Raw genomic sequence first — 14,612 nt, forward strand, 5'->3', positions numbered from 1 at the left:
ATAACCATAATCAAATGAAAACGAAACGACATTTATAAAGAAAATAAATACAGTAAATTTTAACAATAAGCGTTAAAGGATTTTATAAAAAATAGGTCAAGTTACTAAGAGCGCAGGGCGGATGCCTTGGCACCAAGAGGCGAAGAAGGACGTAGAAAGCTGCGAAAAGCTCCCTAGATCTGCAAACAAGAAACGAAAGGGAGATATCCGAATGGGGCAACCCACTTAAGCAAACCTTAAGTATCTATATATGAATAAAATAGTATATAGAGCAATACCGGGAGAACTGAAACATCTAAGTACCCCGAGGAAAAGAAAGAAACATCGATTTTCAAAGTAGCGGCGAGCGAAATGGAAAGAGCCCGCTTAAAGAAAAACTAAAACAATATCCGAATGATCTTGGAAAAATCATCCAAAGAAAGTGAAAGACTTGTAGGAAAAGATATTAGAATTTCAATAAGCTTAACGAGTACCACAAGGCACGAGAAACCTGGTGGGAACACGGGAGGACCACCTCCCAAGGCTAAATACTACTTGGTGACCGATAGAGAACAGTACCGTGAGGGAAAGGTAAAAAGAACCCCGAAAGGGGAGTGAAATAGAACCTGAAACCCTGCGTTTACAAGCAAAGAAAGCACGTGAAAAGTGCAATCTTGTACTTTTTGTAGAACGGGCCAGCGAGTTACTTTTGTAAGCAAGGTTAAGAAGTTAAGCTTCGAAGCCGAAGAGAAATCAAGTCTTAATAGGGCGGTTTAGTTTACAGGAGTAGACCCGAAACCAGGTGACCTATCCATGAGCAGAGTGAAGTTAAAGTAAAATTTAATGGAGGCTCGAACCGGGTGTGGTTTAAAACACATCGGATGACTTGTGGATAGGGGTGAAAAGCCAATCGAACCTGGAGATAGCTGGTTCTCCTCGAAATAGCTTTAGGGCTAGCCTTTAGGATGTTTAATGGAGGTAGAGCTACTGACTGGTTGCGGGGTGTTTATACATTACCAAAACCTATCAAACTCCGAATGCCAAGAAAACAAACCTAAGGAGTCAGACATAGTGGGATAAGCTTCTATGTCAAAAGGGAAAGAGCCCAGACCATCAGCTAAGGTCCCCAAATACCGATTAAGTGGTAAAGGATGTGAAGTTACCCAAACAACTAGGATGTTGGCTTAGAAGCAGCCATACATTTAAAGAGTGCGTAATAGCTCACTAGTCGAGTGACCTTGCGCCGAAGATTTCCGGGGCTAAATCGGATACCGAAGCTGTGGACTCGAAAGAGTGGTAGAGGAGCATTGTGTAATAGATAGAAGCAGTATCGAAAGGCGCTGTGGACGAAACACAAGAGAGAATGCTGGCATAAGTAGCGAGAAGGAGTGTGAGAATCACTCCCGTCGAAAACCTAAGGGTTCCTGAGCAAGGCTCGTCCCCTCAGGGTAAGTCGGGACCTAAGGCGAGGCCGAAAGGCGTAGCCGATGGACAACTAGTAAAAATTCTAGTACTATCAAATATCGTATAAATGAAGCGGGGACACAGAAGGATAAGCTAAGCGTACCAGATGGACGAGTACGCTCAAATAAAAAGGCATGCCAGGACTAATAACCAGGCTAAGCCAATTTATGATGAGGATCGAAAACAAGTAGAGAAGTAGCCGATTTCACACTGTCAAGAAAAGCCGCTAAATAGATAAATGATACCCGTACCGTAAACCGACACAGGTAGGAAAGGAGAGAATCCTAAGACGCGCGGAAGAACCTTTGTTAAGGAACTCGGCAAAATGACCCCGTAAGTTAGCGAGAAGGGGAGCCAGAGCGATCTGGCCGCAGTGAATAGGCCCAAGCGACTGTTTACCAAAAACACAAGTTTCTGCTAAGTCGAAAGACGACGTATAGGAGCTGACACCTGCCCGGTGCTGGAAGGTTAAGGGGAAATGTTAGCAATAGCGAAGCATAGAACTTAAGCCCCAGTAAACGGCGGCCGTAACTATAACGGTCCTAAGGTAGCGAAATTCCTTGTCGGGTAAGTTCCGACCCGCACGAAAGGTGTAACGATTTGGGCACTGTCTCAACAAAGGATCCGGTGAAATTGAAGTAATGGTAAAGATGCCATTTACCCGCGACAGGACGGAAAGACCCCATGGAGCTTTACTGTAGGCTGACATTGGATTTCGGTAGTACATGTACAGAATAGGTGGGAGGCAAAGATCCTGGTACGCCAGTATCAGAGGAGCCGAAAAGTGGGATACCACTCCTGTAGTGCTGGAATTCTAACCTTGAGCCGTAATCCGGTTTAGGGACACTGTCAGTTGGGCAGTTTGACTGGGGCGGTCGCCTCCCAAACAGTAACGGAGGCGTTCAAAGGTTCCCTCAGCACGGACGGAAATCGTGCAAAGAGTACAAAGGCAGAAGGGAGCTTAACTGCGAGATAAACAGATCGAGCAGATGAGAAATCAGGACTTAGTGATCCGGTGGTACCACGTGGAAGGGCCATCGCTCAACGGATAAAAGCTACCCTGGGGATAACAGGCTTATCTCCCCCAAGAGTTCATATCGACGGGGAGGTTTGGCACCTCGATGTCGGCTCGTCTCATCCTGGGGCTGAAGTAGGTCCCAAGGGTTGGGCTGTTCGCCCATTAAAGAGGCACGCGAGCTGGGTTCAGAACGTCGCGAGACAGTTCGGTCCCTATCCGTCGTGGGCGTAGGAAATTTGAAAGGAGCTGTCCTTAGTACGAGAGGACCGGGATGGACAAACCAATGGTTTATGAGTTGTAACGCCAGTTGCATAGCTCAGTAGCTACGTTTGGAAAGGATAAGAGCTGAAAGCATCTAAGCACGAAGCCCCCCTTAAGATAAGATTTCCTTTAAGTAAGACACCTTGAAGACCACAAGGTAGATAGGCAGTAAGTGTAAGAGTAGTAATACTTTGAGCCTAACTGTACTAATATGTCGAAAACTTGATCAAAAGACGCTTATTTAAAGAATTATGGTTATTAAGAAATGTGGCAGCAATAGCAAGAGGGAAACACCCGTAACCATACCGAACACGGAAGTTAAGGCTCTTAACGCTGAAGGTACTTGGTTGGAGACGACCTGGGATAATAGGTAGCCGCCACTTGATTTAAACAGTTCATATTTATATGAGCTGTTTTTTTTATAAATTATCAAAACTCTATTAAAAAGTGCTTGACATGAACCTTGGGGACAGTGATATATTTTACTTAAGGAGGTTGATACTATGTTAAGAAATGAAGTTCAAGAAAAAACTAATTTAAGCAGAAAAGCAATTGAATACTATGAAGAAAAGGGGTTAGTTCATCCAAAAAAGCTTGAAAATGGCTATAGGGATTATAGCGACGGAGATGTCGAAGTTTTAAAAAAGATATCACTTTTAAGAAATTTAGGGCTAAGCATATCAGAGATTGCTCTTTATCTTGATTCAAAAGAAGAGGTTTTGGCATCTATATTAAGAAGAAAAGAGCACGAGCTCGATATTTGTGAAAAGAGGAAAAATGTTCTCAATCTTATTGTAAAAGGTGAGAGCATGGACCTTATTAATGAAGAGCTTGCCGTTATTGATGCGCAGGAGACTATATATGATAAGCTTATCAGAATTTTCCCAGGATATTTTGGACAGCTTATTTTTTCATCTTATAAAATATTTTTAAATGAAAGCTTGGACAAAGACGAAGAAGCAGCCTTTAATGAATACATTAAGTTTCTAGATAGTCTTCCAAATTTTGAATTAAGTAAGGAGGAGAAAGATTATATAGAAACGATAAGCTCTAGCTTTGATATGAAGACTTTGGACGATGTAAACAAAGGAAAACTCCTAGCTGTTGAAAATGCAGAGACTTGGCTTGAAGATAATAAGTACTATATTGAAGTCTATAAAGAGTATAAAAATACTGATGAGTATAAAAACAGCTTGATAAAGCTTATTCAAGATAAGCTAAAAATGTTTATGCAAGAAAATAATTATTATGAAAAAGCAATTCCACTAATTAGAAAATTTAGCAAAAGCTACAACGCTTACTACGAAAAACTATTAAAGGCGAACGAAGAATATTTAAAATTTAAAGGTAAAAAGTAAAAGTGCACTTACTTATGCAAAACTATTGCCATAATCCCAAATAAATGCTATAATTGTACTGAGATAAATTCTTAATCTATTTACGGAGGAAAATTTATGAAAAGAAAAAGCAAATTTATTTTAGCTCTTGTTTTAATGCTAGTGTTCTCAACAGTAGTATTTGCAGCAAGAAAGGTTAACATCACAGTTACTTATGACAATATCAAAGTAGTTGTTGATGGAAAAGAAGTTCAATTTGGCAAAGACACAAAGGGTAATCAAATCGAGCCATTCATCTACAATGGCACAACATATCTACCTCTACGTGCAGTTGCCGAAGCAGTTGGCAAAGAAGTTAAGTGGGATCAAAACACTAAGACAGCTTTCTTAGGCGATGGCACAGTTGACATGGGTGAAGTAAATAAGCCATTAACTGAGATTATGAAACCATTTAGCACAGAAAAGGCTGAAGTTATAGCTAAAGATGAATATAAGACAAAGTTCTCTTTAGGTGGAAAAGAATATAATAACGGTATTCTTTTTAACTCTTACACTTATAAAAAGGGACATGCTAATTTTAACCTAGAAGGCAAGTACACTAATCTAACAGGTCTACTAGGAGCTGATCAAGAAGGACTTACAGTAAAGGTTGACTTTGTTGGTGATGGCAAGCTTATTCAATCATTTGATGTAGTTGGTGGACAATTACCAGTTAACGTTAACTTAAATGTTACAGGCGTTAGACTTCTTGAAATTAAGTTTGAATGGACAGACGGTCTATACAGCACAACATACACTGGTTTTGCTGATGTATTTGTAAAATAATAAATATAATCATAAATATAATCATAGCCGAATATTTTTGTATGCGGCTTTTTTGCTCAAAAAGCCATTTTGTGGTATAATTTACTAAAGGAGGCTGATCTAAGTGAGTAAAACTATGAAAATAATATTATACACAGCTCTTGCAATACTTTTAGCTATTGTTTTATTCATTGTGCTCTCATTCTATGGCAATCCCATTAGCAAAATTATGGCGGACAAGGCAGCGGATCAATATTTAGAAACACATCACAGAGACCTTGACCTTGTGCGTGAACGCGCCTACTACAATTTTAAGGACGGGACCTACGTCGTAGAGCTCTGGGACAAGAATAGCATTGATACAAAGTTTACACTTGACTTCGATAGCTTTGGCAAGATGAAGCGCGACACTTTTGATGATAGGCTTTTCAACACTTTCCGCAGATACATGGGCTTTTTAGACGATTTGGGAGATGAGATAGCTAAAGACAGCGGACTTGATTTTGTAATTTGGCTAAGACCTGACGATAACTTTGATTATAGAGCGCATCTAACACTTGATCAAGACTTCGATAAGGATAATTTGCCAAGCAAGATTACAGCAGGTTTTAAGGCTTATGCGGAAAAACCAAGTTTAGATGATTTAATGAATGGACTTAAAAAAGTCTACGAGGCTCTTAAGGAAAGAAATATAGCCGTGTCCACTTATTCAGGCCTTGTAGTTCCTAACGCTGATAAGGCTGAAGAGGGCAGGGCAGAATCTTGGGCGAACGCTATCAGCGCGGGTGACGTGCCAGAAAGAGTGATTGTGGATGGGGATATGGAGGAGTTAAAAAGACTTTTCGACGAGGGCAATAAAATTTTGCACAAATAATACGAATGATTTTATTCCCTAAATTATGAATAATATTTTAAAATTATGAAAGTATTTGATAAAATAAAAATATAAATTTCAAAGAATTTGGAGGTATAGACAGATGACAATTAATAAATTTTCTTTTAAATAATACGAGAGGTTAAGTCCTCTCAAAAAATAAGGAGGATTTATGATATATATAGATAATCTAAAAAAAGAAATTAACACAAGAACGTTATTTGAAATAAAAAATTTGACCATTGGAGAAGACAATAAAATTGCTTTAATCGGTGATAATGGAGCTGGTAAAACAAGTTTCTTTAAAATTCTAATAGGCAAAGATACAGACTACAGTGGGAAAATTGATGTACAAATTAAAATAGCCCATCTTTTAAATGACGATGAAGAAGAAAAATTTTCACATGATAACTATGTTAAAGCTAAACTTAATAAAGAGGAAAAATTTAGTCCTGGTGAATACCAAAGACTGAAGCTAGCGAAACTCTTATCGAATGAACAAAGTTTTTTATTGATTGATGAACCAACATCTCATTTGGATATAAAACAGAAGAAAAACTTAGCAGAAAGTCTAAGAAATAGAGATAAAGGTTATATTCTTATTTCCCACGACCGTGATTTTATAAACCAAACATGTGATAAGATTTTTGAATTATCACATGGAGAACTAGAAGTATTTAATGGTGACTATACTTTCTACCTGGATGAAAGAGTTAAGAGGAAGAAATTCGCTCAGAAAGAATACGAAGGCTATGTTAATGAAAAGAAAAGATTGACAGGCATAGTAAATGACATAAAAGCTCAAACGTTAAAAGTGAGAACAACTCCCAAAAGAATGGGCAATTCAGAAGCTAGACTCCATAAAATGGGTGGACAAGGCAATAAGAAAAAACTAGATAAGCAAGTTAAATCCATTAAATCAAGAATAGATCAGCTTGAAGTTAAAGAAAAGCCAAAAGAAGAAGCCGAAATTAAATTAACTATTGATGAAAAGGATAAAATATTTTCCAAAGTACTAGTAAGAGCTGAAAAATTAAGCAAAAGCTTTGATGATAAAGTTCTTTTCGATAATGCTAATCTTGAAATCCCAAATAAGAAAAAGATAGCTTTATTAGGAGATAACGGTTCAGGAAAAACAACTATTTTAAATATGATTGTAGACAAAGAAGTATGGTGTCATCCTAATCTTAAAATTGGCTATTATAGTCAGTTGGGTGAAATTATTGATGAAAAGAAAACAGTATTAGAAAATGTTTTTGAAAGCTCAATCTATGATCAAACGATGACTAGAATTATTTTGGCTAGGTTAGGATTCAAAGAAGACGAAGTCTTTAAGATGGTAGACGTTCTAAGCGATGGGGAAAGAGCAAAGGTAAAGCTAGCAAAGCTTGTCACATCTGATTTTAATTTTTTAATTATGGATGAACCAACGAACTTCCTAGATATTAGAGCAATTGAAGCCTTAGAAGAATTGTTGATAGGATATGATAGACCGCTACTGTTTGTGACCCACGATGTCTCGTTTATAAACAACATAGCGGATGGACTTATTATCATTAAGAACAAAAAGTTGGAGAGTTTTTCGGGCAATCTAGCTCAGTATCAAAATCGTAGAGAAAAGTTGAAAGAAAATAAAAATTCTAACGATTTTCTTATAGAATTTAGATTAACTGCCATTAATAATCGTTTGGCAAGTGAGATTCCAAAAGAAGAAAGAGAAGAATTAGAAGCAGAGTACGAGAGACTTTTGAAACACAGAGATAATAATTAAAGCTTATGGACCAGCAAGCCTCTAGACTTCTATCACAATCAGATGCTACAGACATTGATTTTGCTTAGGATTTTTCACTTTCTTCAATTTGCTTACTAAAGCCATTTTTATCCAAGTGCTTCTTATAGTGCAAAGGTTGTTAAGTCCATGCACCAAGAGAACAAGTGAAACTAAGTTCGATTGGCTATGCATGCCTTATTCCAGAGTTTACAAAGGTACGTAGCGAAGTGAACGTCGATTTGATTAAACTTAGGGCAGTTCAAAAATTATGTATAAATCTAATATATCACAGAGTAACTGTTCAAGTCATTTTATTGACTCAAATCAAGTTTAAGTTTAAAAGGAGGACTTATGAAAGGATTAAAAAATTTATCACTATTTATATCAATTTTAGTAATATTTTTCGCCATACTCATAATTCTTTCGTTCTTTGGCAATCCAATCTCTAAAGGTGTGGTGAAAGTTAAAGCATATAATTATTTAAAAGAGAATTGCAGTGATTATGAAGCCAAGAGCATTGAAATGGTCTATGATTTAGTAAATTCTTCATACCTTGTAAATGTTTACGACAGTGGCAGTGAAGAGATTGAATTTACTTTAGTCTATAATTATTTTGGATGTTTTAAGAAAAAAGTTTCAAGAAATATAAGTTTAAATAAAGAAAGCGTGGGCATATCATCACTACCCACGCTTTTTCTATTGGCAAAGCTAAAATAATATCTATAATAAACCCAGCCATTATAAAGAAATTTAATGCATCTGTAAACTATCCTATTTAAGAGAAAATATATAGTCAAAACAGATTGACTTTTTTCTATATGTATGTTAGTATTGTTTTAGAGACAAGAAAGGAGTGAAGGATATGGGTGAAAATATTTATGAAGCTGTTTCTAAAAAGCTTAAGGCGATATCGGATCAAAAGAGGCTAAAGATTGTTGACATGCTATCTTGCGGTGAGCTTTGTGCCTGTGAGATTCTTGAAAAGTTTGACATCACTCAGCCGACTCTGTCTAGTGACATGAAAAAGCTTGAGGAGGCAAAGCTTGTAAAGAGCCGCCGCGAGGGCAAGAACACTTATTACACGCTAAACAAAAAGGCGCTTGAGCACTTCCTTGAGCAGCTTGAGTACATTTTTGGCGACAAGCCTGATTGCATCTGCCACAGCGAGGAGAAGCTTGATTACTAAGATATTTATATAAGTTTTGAGCATATTGAGCCAATAAGTGCTTCTAACGGCACTGAACACATCTGATATGGCGAAATGCACTAAAATAATTTTTAAGTAATTAAATCTAAGGGAGACAATATGAAAAAAGCAAATAATAAAGCAATAGGATCATTTCAAAAGAATTTATCGCTATGGGTATTGCTATGCATGGTTTTTGGAACTTTGCTTGGCAAATTCATCCCTGCAATTCCACAGCTACTGAATAAACTATCTATCGCAGGTATTTCTGTTCCGATAGCTATTTTGATTTGGGTTATGATATATCCAATGATGATAAAAGTAGACTTTCAAAGTATAAAAGAAGTAGGCAAAAATCCTAAGGGACTATTTATAACATGGATAACAAATTGGCTAATCAAGCCATTTACAATGTTTGCCTTGGCTTACGTATTTATGTTTGTAATATTTAAATCATTTATTACTCCGCAGCTAGCAACAGAGTATTTGGCTGGTATGGTGCTTCTTGGAGCAGCACCTTGTACTGCCATGGTTTTTGTTTGGAGCACTCTAACTGACGGTAACCCAGCATATACTGTTGTACAAGTAGCGACAAACGACCTTATTATCTTGTTAGCTTTTGTGCCGATAGTAAAGTTTTTACTTGGCGTTTCAAATGTAGTTGTTCCATACAGCACATTGTTTATAAGTATCTTTCTATTTGTAGTAGTGCCACTAGTTGCAGGTGTACTTACTAGAGTAGTAGTTACTAAAAAGAAAGGAAAAGAGTATTTAGAAAATAATTTTCTTCACAAATTTGACAATGCAACAAGCATCGGCCTACTTTTAACTCTTGTACTAATATTTAGCTCTCAGGCAGAAGTTATCATCAACAATCCACTTCACATCATATTGATAGCAGTGCCACTTATAATACAAACTTATTTAATATTTTTCCTTGCATTTGGAGCAAGTAAAATACTAAAACTACCTTTTGATATTGCCTGCCCTGCTGGAATGATAGGTGCATCAAACTTTTTTGAACTTGCCCTAGCAGTTTCGATAGCTTTGTTTGGAACAAAAAGTGGAGCTGCGCTAGCTACGACTGTAGGAGTGCTTACCGAAGTTCCTGTCATGCTTTCATTAGTTAAGATAGCTAATAAGTCAAAAGCTAAGGCTAATATATAAAGGCACATTGGGGTGAAATACAAGATTTATTTGAAATGAAATTAGCTTATCTGTACTGGATAAGCTCTTTTTCTTCCCCTATTCCTGCCCATATCTTGCCAAAATCGCCATTTAGTGATACAATTATCTTAGGTGATTTTATGGATTTAAAGGCGAAACTCAAAATTTTATCTGACTCGGCGAAGTACGATGCATCATGCTCTTCGTCTAATTCTTCGCGCAAAAACTCTGGAGGCATTGGTAATGCTGCATCATCTGGCATCTGTCACAGCTGGTCTGAGGACGGCCGCTGCATATCGCTTCTTAAAATTCTCTTCACCAACGTTTGTATCTATGACTGCGAGTACTGCATTAACCGCGCTTCGAACGACGTGCCGCGCGCTTCGTTCACGCCCGAAGAGGTCGCCGAGCTCACTATGAACTTTTACATCCGTAACTACATCGAGGGCCTATTCCTCTCAAGTGCAGTCATCAAGAGCCCCGACTACACTATGGAGCAGCTTATTAGAACGGCTGAACTTCTTCGTAACACCTACCATTTCAATGGTTATATACATATGAAAGTCATACCGGGCGCGTCAAAAGAGCTAGTCACAAAACTATCGTCCCTGATCGATAGGGTATCTGTCAATATAGAGCTGCCGACTGAAAAGTCCTTGAAATTGCTCGCTCCGCAAAAAACTACTGAGGGCATCATGAAGCCCATGAACAATATAAAGATGGCAATAGCCGAGAACAAAGAGGACAGGCGCAAGTACAAGAGTGCGCCACTCATTGCCCCGGCTGGTCAAACCACGCAGATGATTATAGGCGCTGCGAATGAAAGCGACGAGACCATAATCACGAAGGCATCGCTGCTTTACAAGGGTTTCAACATGAAGCGCGTGTATTATTCGGCCTTCGTTCCAGTCGTTAAATCGAAGTACACGACGGGCATCAAAGCCGCACCATTACTTAGGGAGCACCGCATCTACCAAGCAGACTGGCTGATGCGCTTCTACAAATTTAAGCCTAACGAAATCGTTTCGCGCACAAGTCCCATGCTCGACCTAGACCTTGATCCAAAGGCGTTTTGGGCGATAAATCACATTGAGCTCTTCCCGATCGAGGTCAACAAGGCAAGCTACGAAGAGCTTCTTCGCGTGCCCGGCTTTGGGCCGACGACTTGCCGAAGGATTATCAACGCAAGGCGCTTTGCAAAGCTATCGTATGACGCCCTAGAGAACATGCACATCTCCTTAAAGCGTGCCAAATACTTCATCACAGTAGGCGGGGTATATAGGGGCGGCAAAATTGATACACGTGACAATCTTCGCATAAAACTTATGGATAAGGTGAATCTAAATGAACAGCTATCGTTATTTTGATTATGATAGGTCCTTCGACGGACTCATGACGGTCATCTTTGATTTATATGAGGACATAGAACGCGCCAAATTTATGCCAGAGGCGCAAAGCAATTTATTTGATACTAAAATATTTATCGCCACGGATATGGTGAAGGCCACTCGCGTAATTAAATCACTCGAAGACAAATTTCCGAAGCGCTTCATGAGAGAGCTAATCGCAGTTTTTTTATCCTGTGACACTAATAAGGAAGATATTTTAATCAGAGCCATAAAAGGCGTTTTTGAGCGTGGCTACGGCTACATCTTCTCCTCAGATAAGGCTGCGAGCGAATTTCGCCGCATTCGTAGAAATGTTTTATCAGAAAATCATTCATATAAAGGCCTTTTGCGTTTCAAAGAAGTAGATGGAGGCGTGATGCTCGCTGAGTTTGCACCGAAAAATGATATATTGACACTAATTGTGCCACATTTTGTGAAAAGATTTCCTATCATAAACTTCGTAATCGCTGATGTGAAGCGAGGAACGGCAGCCATGCACATGGACGGAAAAGTAGAATTTTTAGAGCTAAAGGAGCTTGACTACACAATTAGCGAGCGGGAACAATTCTTCGAAGAGGCTTGGAAGGATTTTTACAAGGCCATTGCCATAAACGAGAGACGTAACGAGAAGCTGATGATTTCAAACATGCCAAAGCGTTACTGGCGCTACTTAGTTGAAAAATAGCTTGTAATTTGGAGTTTTTTCAATTATAATATAATTAATGATTTTATCTATCTAAAGAAATAAACAAATTTGAGTAAAAAGGAGTGAGATTTTGATTAAAGAGAAATTTAAAGAAGTGCTAGCGACCGTTTTGCCGATCTCGCTACTCGTTGTGATACTGAATTTTACAGTAGTTCCGCTTGAAACAGACGTCTTCGCACGCTTTTTACTCGGAGCACTTTTCATACTTTTAGGCCTAACGATATTTTTAATCGGCGTTGACCTAGGAATCACGCCTATGGGCGACAGTTTCGGTCACGCAGCCGTTAGAAGCGGTAAACTTTGGGTCATAGCCGTCATGGGACTTGTACTTGGCTTTGTCATTTCCATAGCTGAGCCGGACTTACACATCTTGGCAGATCAAGTAGGAGACGTGACTCTAGGCGTTGTATCCAAATCAAGCCTAGTAATACTTGTGTCAATGGGTGTCTCAGTACTTATATCGCTTGGCATGATACGTATAGTAAAAGTATTTTCACTAAAGACATTTTTATTAATAACATACGGCGCAATACTAGCACTTGCAATACTTGCAGACCAGTTCTTCCTAGCAGTATCCTTCGATGCATCGGGAGCAACAACTGGGGCACTGACTGTACCATTCTTACTAGCTTTATCCGCAGGTGCCTCCGCCATTAACAAAGACAGCCAAAAATCAGAAGAAGACTCCTTTGGTCTAGTTGGCATCGCATCCGCAGGCGCCATCATCGGTGCACTTATCTTAGGCATGATATCAAATCCAAAATTCGGTGACGCGCCAGACATAGCCGGGGCAGCCGAAGCTGGCATTTTATCACGATTCATCCATGAGGTGCCGATAGTCGCAAAAGAGATAATCATCGCACTATTACCAATAATATTGATATATGTGATCTGCAATATACTCTTCTTTCATAATTCAAAAAGAGCAAACGCAAGAGTCGCAACCGGCTGCATTTTAACCTTCGTAGGACTTGTAATCTTCCTAGTTGGTGTAAACAGCGGCTTTATGGACGTCGGCCGCTACATCGGTCACGTTCTGGCAACAGAGCACAGCAAGACATTCATAGTCGCAATCGCCTTTCTGATGGGCGTACTAACTATACTTGCCGAGCCGGCAGTTCACGTACTTACAAATCAGATCGAAGCCGTTACGGCAGGCTCAATCAAAAAATCAGTCGTACTTATGACCTTGTCAATAGGTGTCGGCATCGCAGTTGCCTTGTCAATTCTTAAGATATTAGTACCAGGAATGCAGCTTTGGCACGTTTTGCTACCGGGATACATCATCTCATTTATTATAATGAAAAAAGTGCCAAATCTATTCGTCGGCATCGCCTTTGACTCAGGCGGAGTTGCCTCAGGACCAATGACAGCAACATTTATACTTGCCTACGCACAAGGCGTTGCGGCATCAACACCAACAGCAGATTTGCTTATAGACGGTTTCGGTACCATCGCCATGGTAGCGATGACACCGCTTATAGCCTTGCAAATACTTGGTCTATTCTATGTAAAAAATAAGGGGGGAGTGAAGAATGCGTAATTTAAAGTCTCGTCACTTAGAGATGCTAGTCGTAATAGTTGAGCAGAATAAAGCGAGCAAAGTCTTGCATTTAGCGGATGAGAAAGGCGTTACAGCCTCAGTTGCCATGCTAGGCATAGGCACTGCATCTAGGACATTATTCGACTACCTAGGTCTAAATGATAAGAAAAAAGCAGTTCTCTTGCTCTTCGGAAAAACTGAGGAAATCGAGGATCTAGCTGATTATTTAGTAGAAAAATTGGAATTAAATAAGCCAAACCACGGAATCGCCTACATCGAGAGCGCATTCAACGTCTTTGGCACAGAAGATAATGACAATGGTAATGGAAGTGAAAATATTAAAAGAGGTGAAACAATGTACAACGCCATCTATACAATAGTTGAAAAAGGAAGCGCAGAGGACGTTATCGAGGCTGCTCAAAAGGCAGGCTCAAGAGGCGGAACCATAGTAAACGCAAGAGGTTCAGGCAGTGAAGAGGCGCGAAAAGTCTTTAACATGTTCATCGAGCCCGAAAAAGAAATAGTTTTGATTATCTCAGAAGAAAAAATGACTAAGGATATAGTTGATTCGATAAGGAAAGAAACTGGGATTGAAGAACAGGGGAAGGGGATAATTTTCGTGACGAATGTAAACCAAACCTATGGTTTGGTCAAAAATTAGGATTTTGCGTTAGAATTGCGCCTAAGGCTCGTTCGTTTTGTTGACAATGCTCGAGTACTATTTGTACACTCCGCTTGTCAAAAAACTGCACTTCGCCTTATCCATCAATTCTCTTCGCAAAATCTGTGTGCGATGTTTATTCATTTTGCTCATCAAATCGCTCTGCATGGCGTAAAGGTTCACGCCCATTTATGGACGGGGTTCTTCAATTTACTCTTCGTAGTAGGCTACAAAATTTACTCTTCGTACAAAATTACAAAATCAATATTTTACATTTTAAGACAAACTATATATATAAAATTTATAAGGTCACTAGGCCTTATCTTTTTTTGTATATAAATAATTTTAAGCAAAAATATTATCAAGAATATTATTAAAAACAATATCAAAACTATTCTCAAATATTTTCAAAACTATTCTCAAATATTTTCAAAACTATTCTCAAAACATTTA

General features: G+C 38.8%; 12 protein-coding genes and 2 rRNA genes. 13 read left to right on the forward strand and 1 reads right to left on the reverse strand.

What is annotated here, in order from left to right; all coding sequences use genetic code 11:
- The first annotated feature begins 94 nt into the window (after positions 1–94).
- From BN30_RS04885 to arsB, 9 genes are all read left to right on the forward strand, one after another.
- A 23S ribosomal RNA gene (locus tag BN30_RS04885) occupies positions 95–2,952 on the forward strand.
- A 36-nt stretch (positions 2,953–2,988) separates the two neighbouring features.
- Positions 2,989–3,105 (forward strand): 5S ribosomal RNA (gene rrf, locus BN30_RS04890).
- Between the two features lie 120 nt (positions 3,106–3,225).
- Positions 3,226–4,080 carry a MerR family transcriptional regulator gene (locus BN30_RS04895; RefSeq protein WP_019214394.1) on the forward strand — a complete coding sequence of 285 codons (855 nt, stop codon included), beginning with the start codon at positions 3,226–3,228 and terminating at the stop codon, positions 4,078–4,080.
- Positions 4,081–4,176: 96 nt separating this feature from the next.
- Positions 4,177–4,884 (forward strand): stalk domain-containing protein, encoded by a 708-nt coding sequence (locus BN30_RS09620; RefSeq protein ID WP_019214395.1) that lies wholly within the window; start codon positions 4,177–4,179, stop codon positions 4,882–4,884.
- A 115-nt stretch (positions 4,885–4,999) separates the two neighbouring features.
- Positions 5,000–5,737: a YfjL-like protein gene (locus BN30_RS04905; protein WP_019214396.1), complete on the forward strand. Its 738-nt coding sequence runs from the start codon at positions 5,000–5,002 to the stop codon at positions 5,735–5,737.
- A 172-nt stretch (positions 5,738–5,909) separates the two neighbouring features.
- A complete protein-coding gene (gene abc-f, locus BN30_RS04910) occupies positions 5,910–7,508 on the forward strand; it encodes a ribosomal protection-like ABC-F family protein (protein WP_019214397.1) in 1,599 nt (532 codons plus the stop codon).
- A gap of 351 nt (positions 7,509–7,859) precedes the next feature.
- Entirely contained in the window at positions 7,860–8,225 is a 366-nt protein-coding gene (locus BN30_RS04915; protein ID WP_019214398.1) for a YfjL-like protein, read from the forward strand.
- 145 nt (positions 8,226–8,370) lie between these two features.
- Complete coding sequence (locus BN30_RS04920; protein ID WP_019214399.1) at positions 8,371–8,694, forward strand: ArsR/SmtB family transcription factor; 324 nt, start codon at positions 8,371–8,373, stop codon at positions 8,692–8,694.
- Between the two features lie 120 nt (positions 8,695–8,814).
- Positions 8,815–9,861: an ACR3 family arsenite efflux transporter gene (gene arsB, locus BN30_RS04925; protein WP_019214400.1), complete on the forward strand. Its 1,047-nt coding sequence runs from the start codon at positions 8,815–8,817 to the stop codon at positions 9,859–9,861.
- A 46-nt stretch (positions 9,862–9,907) separates the two neighbouring features.
- Here arsB and BN30_RS10315 read toward each other — a convergent pair whose 3' ends face one another.
- Positions 9,908–10,123, reverse strand: a complete 216-nt coding sequence (locus tag BN30_RS10315; protein WP_019214401.1) for a hypothetical protein — start codon at positions 10,121–10,123, stop codon at positions 9,908–9,910.
- Between BN30_RS10315 and BN30_RS04930 the strand changes: the two genes are divergently transcribed.
- From BN30_RS04930 to BN30_RS04945, 4 genes are all read left to right on the forward strand, one after another.
- The gene (locus tag BN30_RS04930) at positions 10,026–11,228 is read left to right on the forward strand and encodes a putative DNA modification/repair radical SAM protein (protein WP_242824752.1); all 1,203 of its coding nucleotides are present in this window, start codon (positions 10,026–10,028) and stop codon (positions 11,226–11,228) included. The two genes, BN30_RS10315 and BN30_RS04930, sit on opposite strands and share 98 nt — an antisense overlap.
- Positions 11,206–11,934, forward strand: coding sequence for a TIGR03915 family putative DNA repair protein (locus BN30_RS04935; RefSeq protein ID WP_019214403.1), 729 nt, complete (start codon positions 11,206–11,208; stop codon positions 11,932–11,934). The genes BN30_RS04930 and BN30_RS04935 overlap by 23 nt, the downstream gene beginning before the upstream one ends.
- Before the next feature lie 91 nt (positions 11,935–12,025).
- Complete coding sequence (locus BN30_RS04940) at positions 12,026–13,498, forward strand: DUF1538 domain-containing protein (protein ID WP_019214404.1); 1,473 nt, start codon at positions 12,026–12,028, stop codon at positions 13,496–13,498.
- Positions 13,491–14,159, forward strand: coding sequence for a P-II family nitrogen regulator (locus BN30_RS04945; protein ID WP_019214405.1), 669 nt, complete (start codon positions 13,491–13,493; stop codon positions 14,157–14,159). The genes BN30_RS04940 and BN30_RS04945 overlap by 8 nt, the downstream gene beginning before the upstream one ends.
- Positions 14,160–14,612: the final 453 nt, after the last annotated feature.

Source organism: Fenollaria massiliensis, from assembly GCF_000312505.2.
Classification (GTDB): Bacteria; Bacillota; Clostridia; order Tissierellales; family Peptoniphilaceae; genus Fenollaria; species Fenollaria massiliensis.

Excerpts from the sequence above, each read along its gene's own strand:
- BN30_RS04895 (WP_019214394.1), top strand. The coding sequence starts at position 3,226 with ATGTTAAGAAATGAAGTTCAAGAAAAAACTAATTTAAGCAGAAAAGCA.
- BN30_RS09620 (WP_019214395.1), top strand. The coding sequence starts at position 4,177 with ATGAAAAGAAAAAGCAAATTTATTTTAGCTCTTGTTTTAATGCTAGTG.
- BN30_RS04905 (WP_019214396.1), top strand. The coding sequence starts at position 5,000 with ATGAAAATAATATTATACACAGCTCTTGCAATACTTTTAGCTATTGTT.
- abc-f (WP_019214397.1), top strand. The coding sequence starts at position 5,910 with ATGATATATATAGATAATCTAAAAAAAGAAATTAACACAAGAACGTTA.
- BN30_RS04915 (WP_019214398.1), top strand. The coding sequence starts at position 7,860 with ATGAAAGGATTAAAAAATTTATCACTATTTATATCAATTTTAGTAATA.
- BN30_RS04920 (WP_019214399.1), top strand. The coding sequence starts at position 8,371 with ATGGGTGAAAATATTTATGAAGCTGTTTCTAAAAAGCTTAAGGCGATA.
- arsB (WP_019214400.1), top strand. The coding sequence starts at position 8,815 with ATGAAAAAAGCAAATAATAAAGCAATAGGATCATTTCAAAAGAATTTA.
- BN30_RS10315 (WP_019214401.1), bottom strand. The coding sequence starts at position 10,123 with ATGCCAGATGATGCAGCATTACCAATGCCTCCAGAGTTTTTGCGCGAA.
- BN30_RS04935 (WP_019214403.1), top strand. The coding sequence starts at position 11,206 with ATGAACAGCTATCGTTATTTTGATTATGATAGGTCCTTCGACGGACTC.
- BN30_RS04945 (WP_019214405.1), top strand. The coding sequence starts at position 13,491 with ATGCGTAATTTAAAGTCTCGTCACTTAGAGATGCTAGTCGTAATAGTT.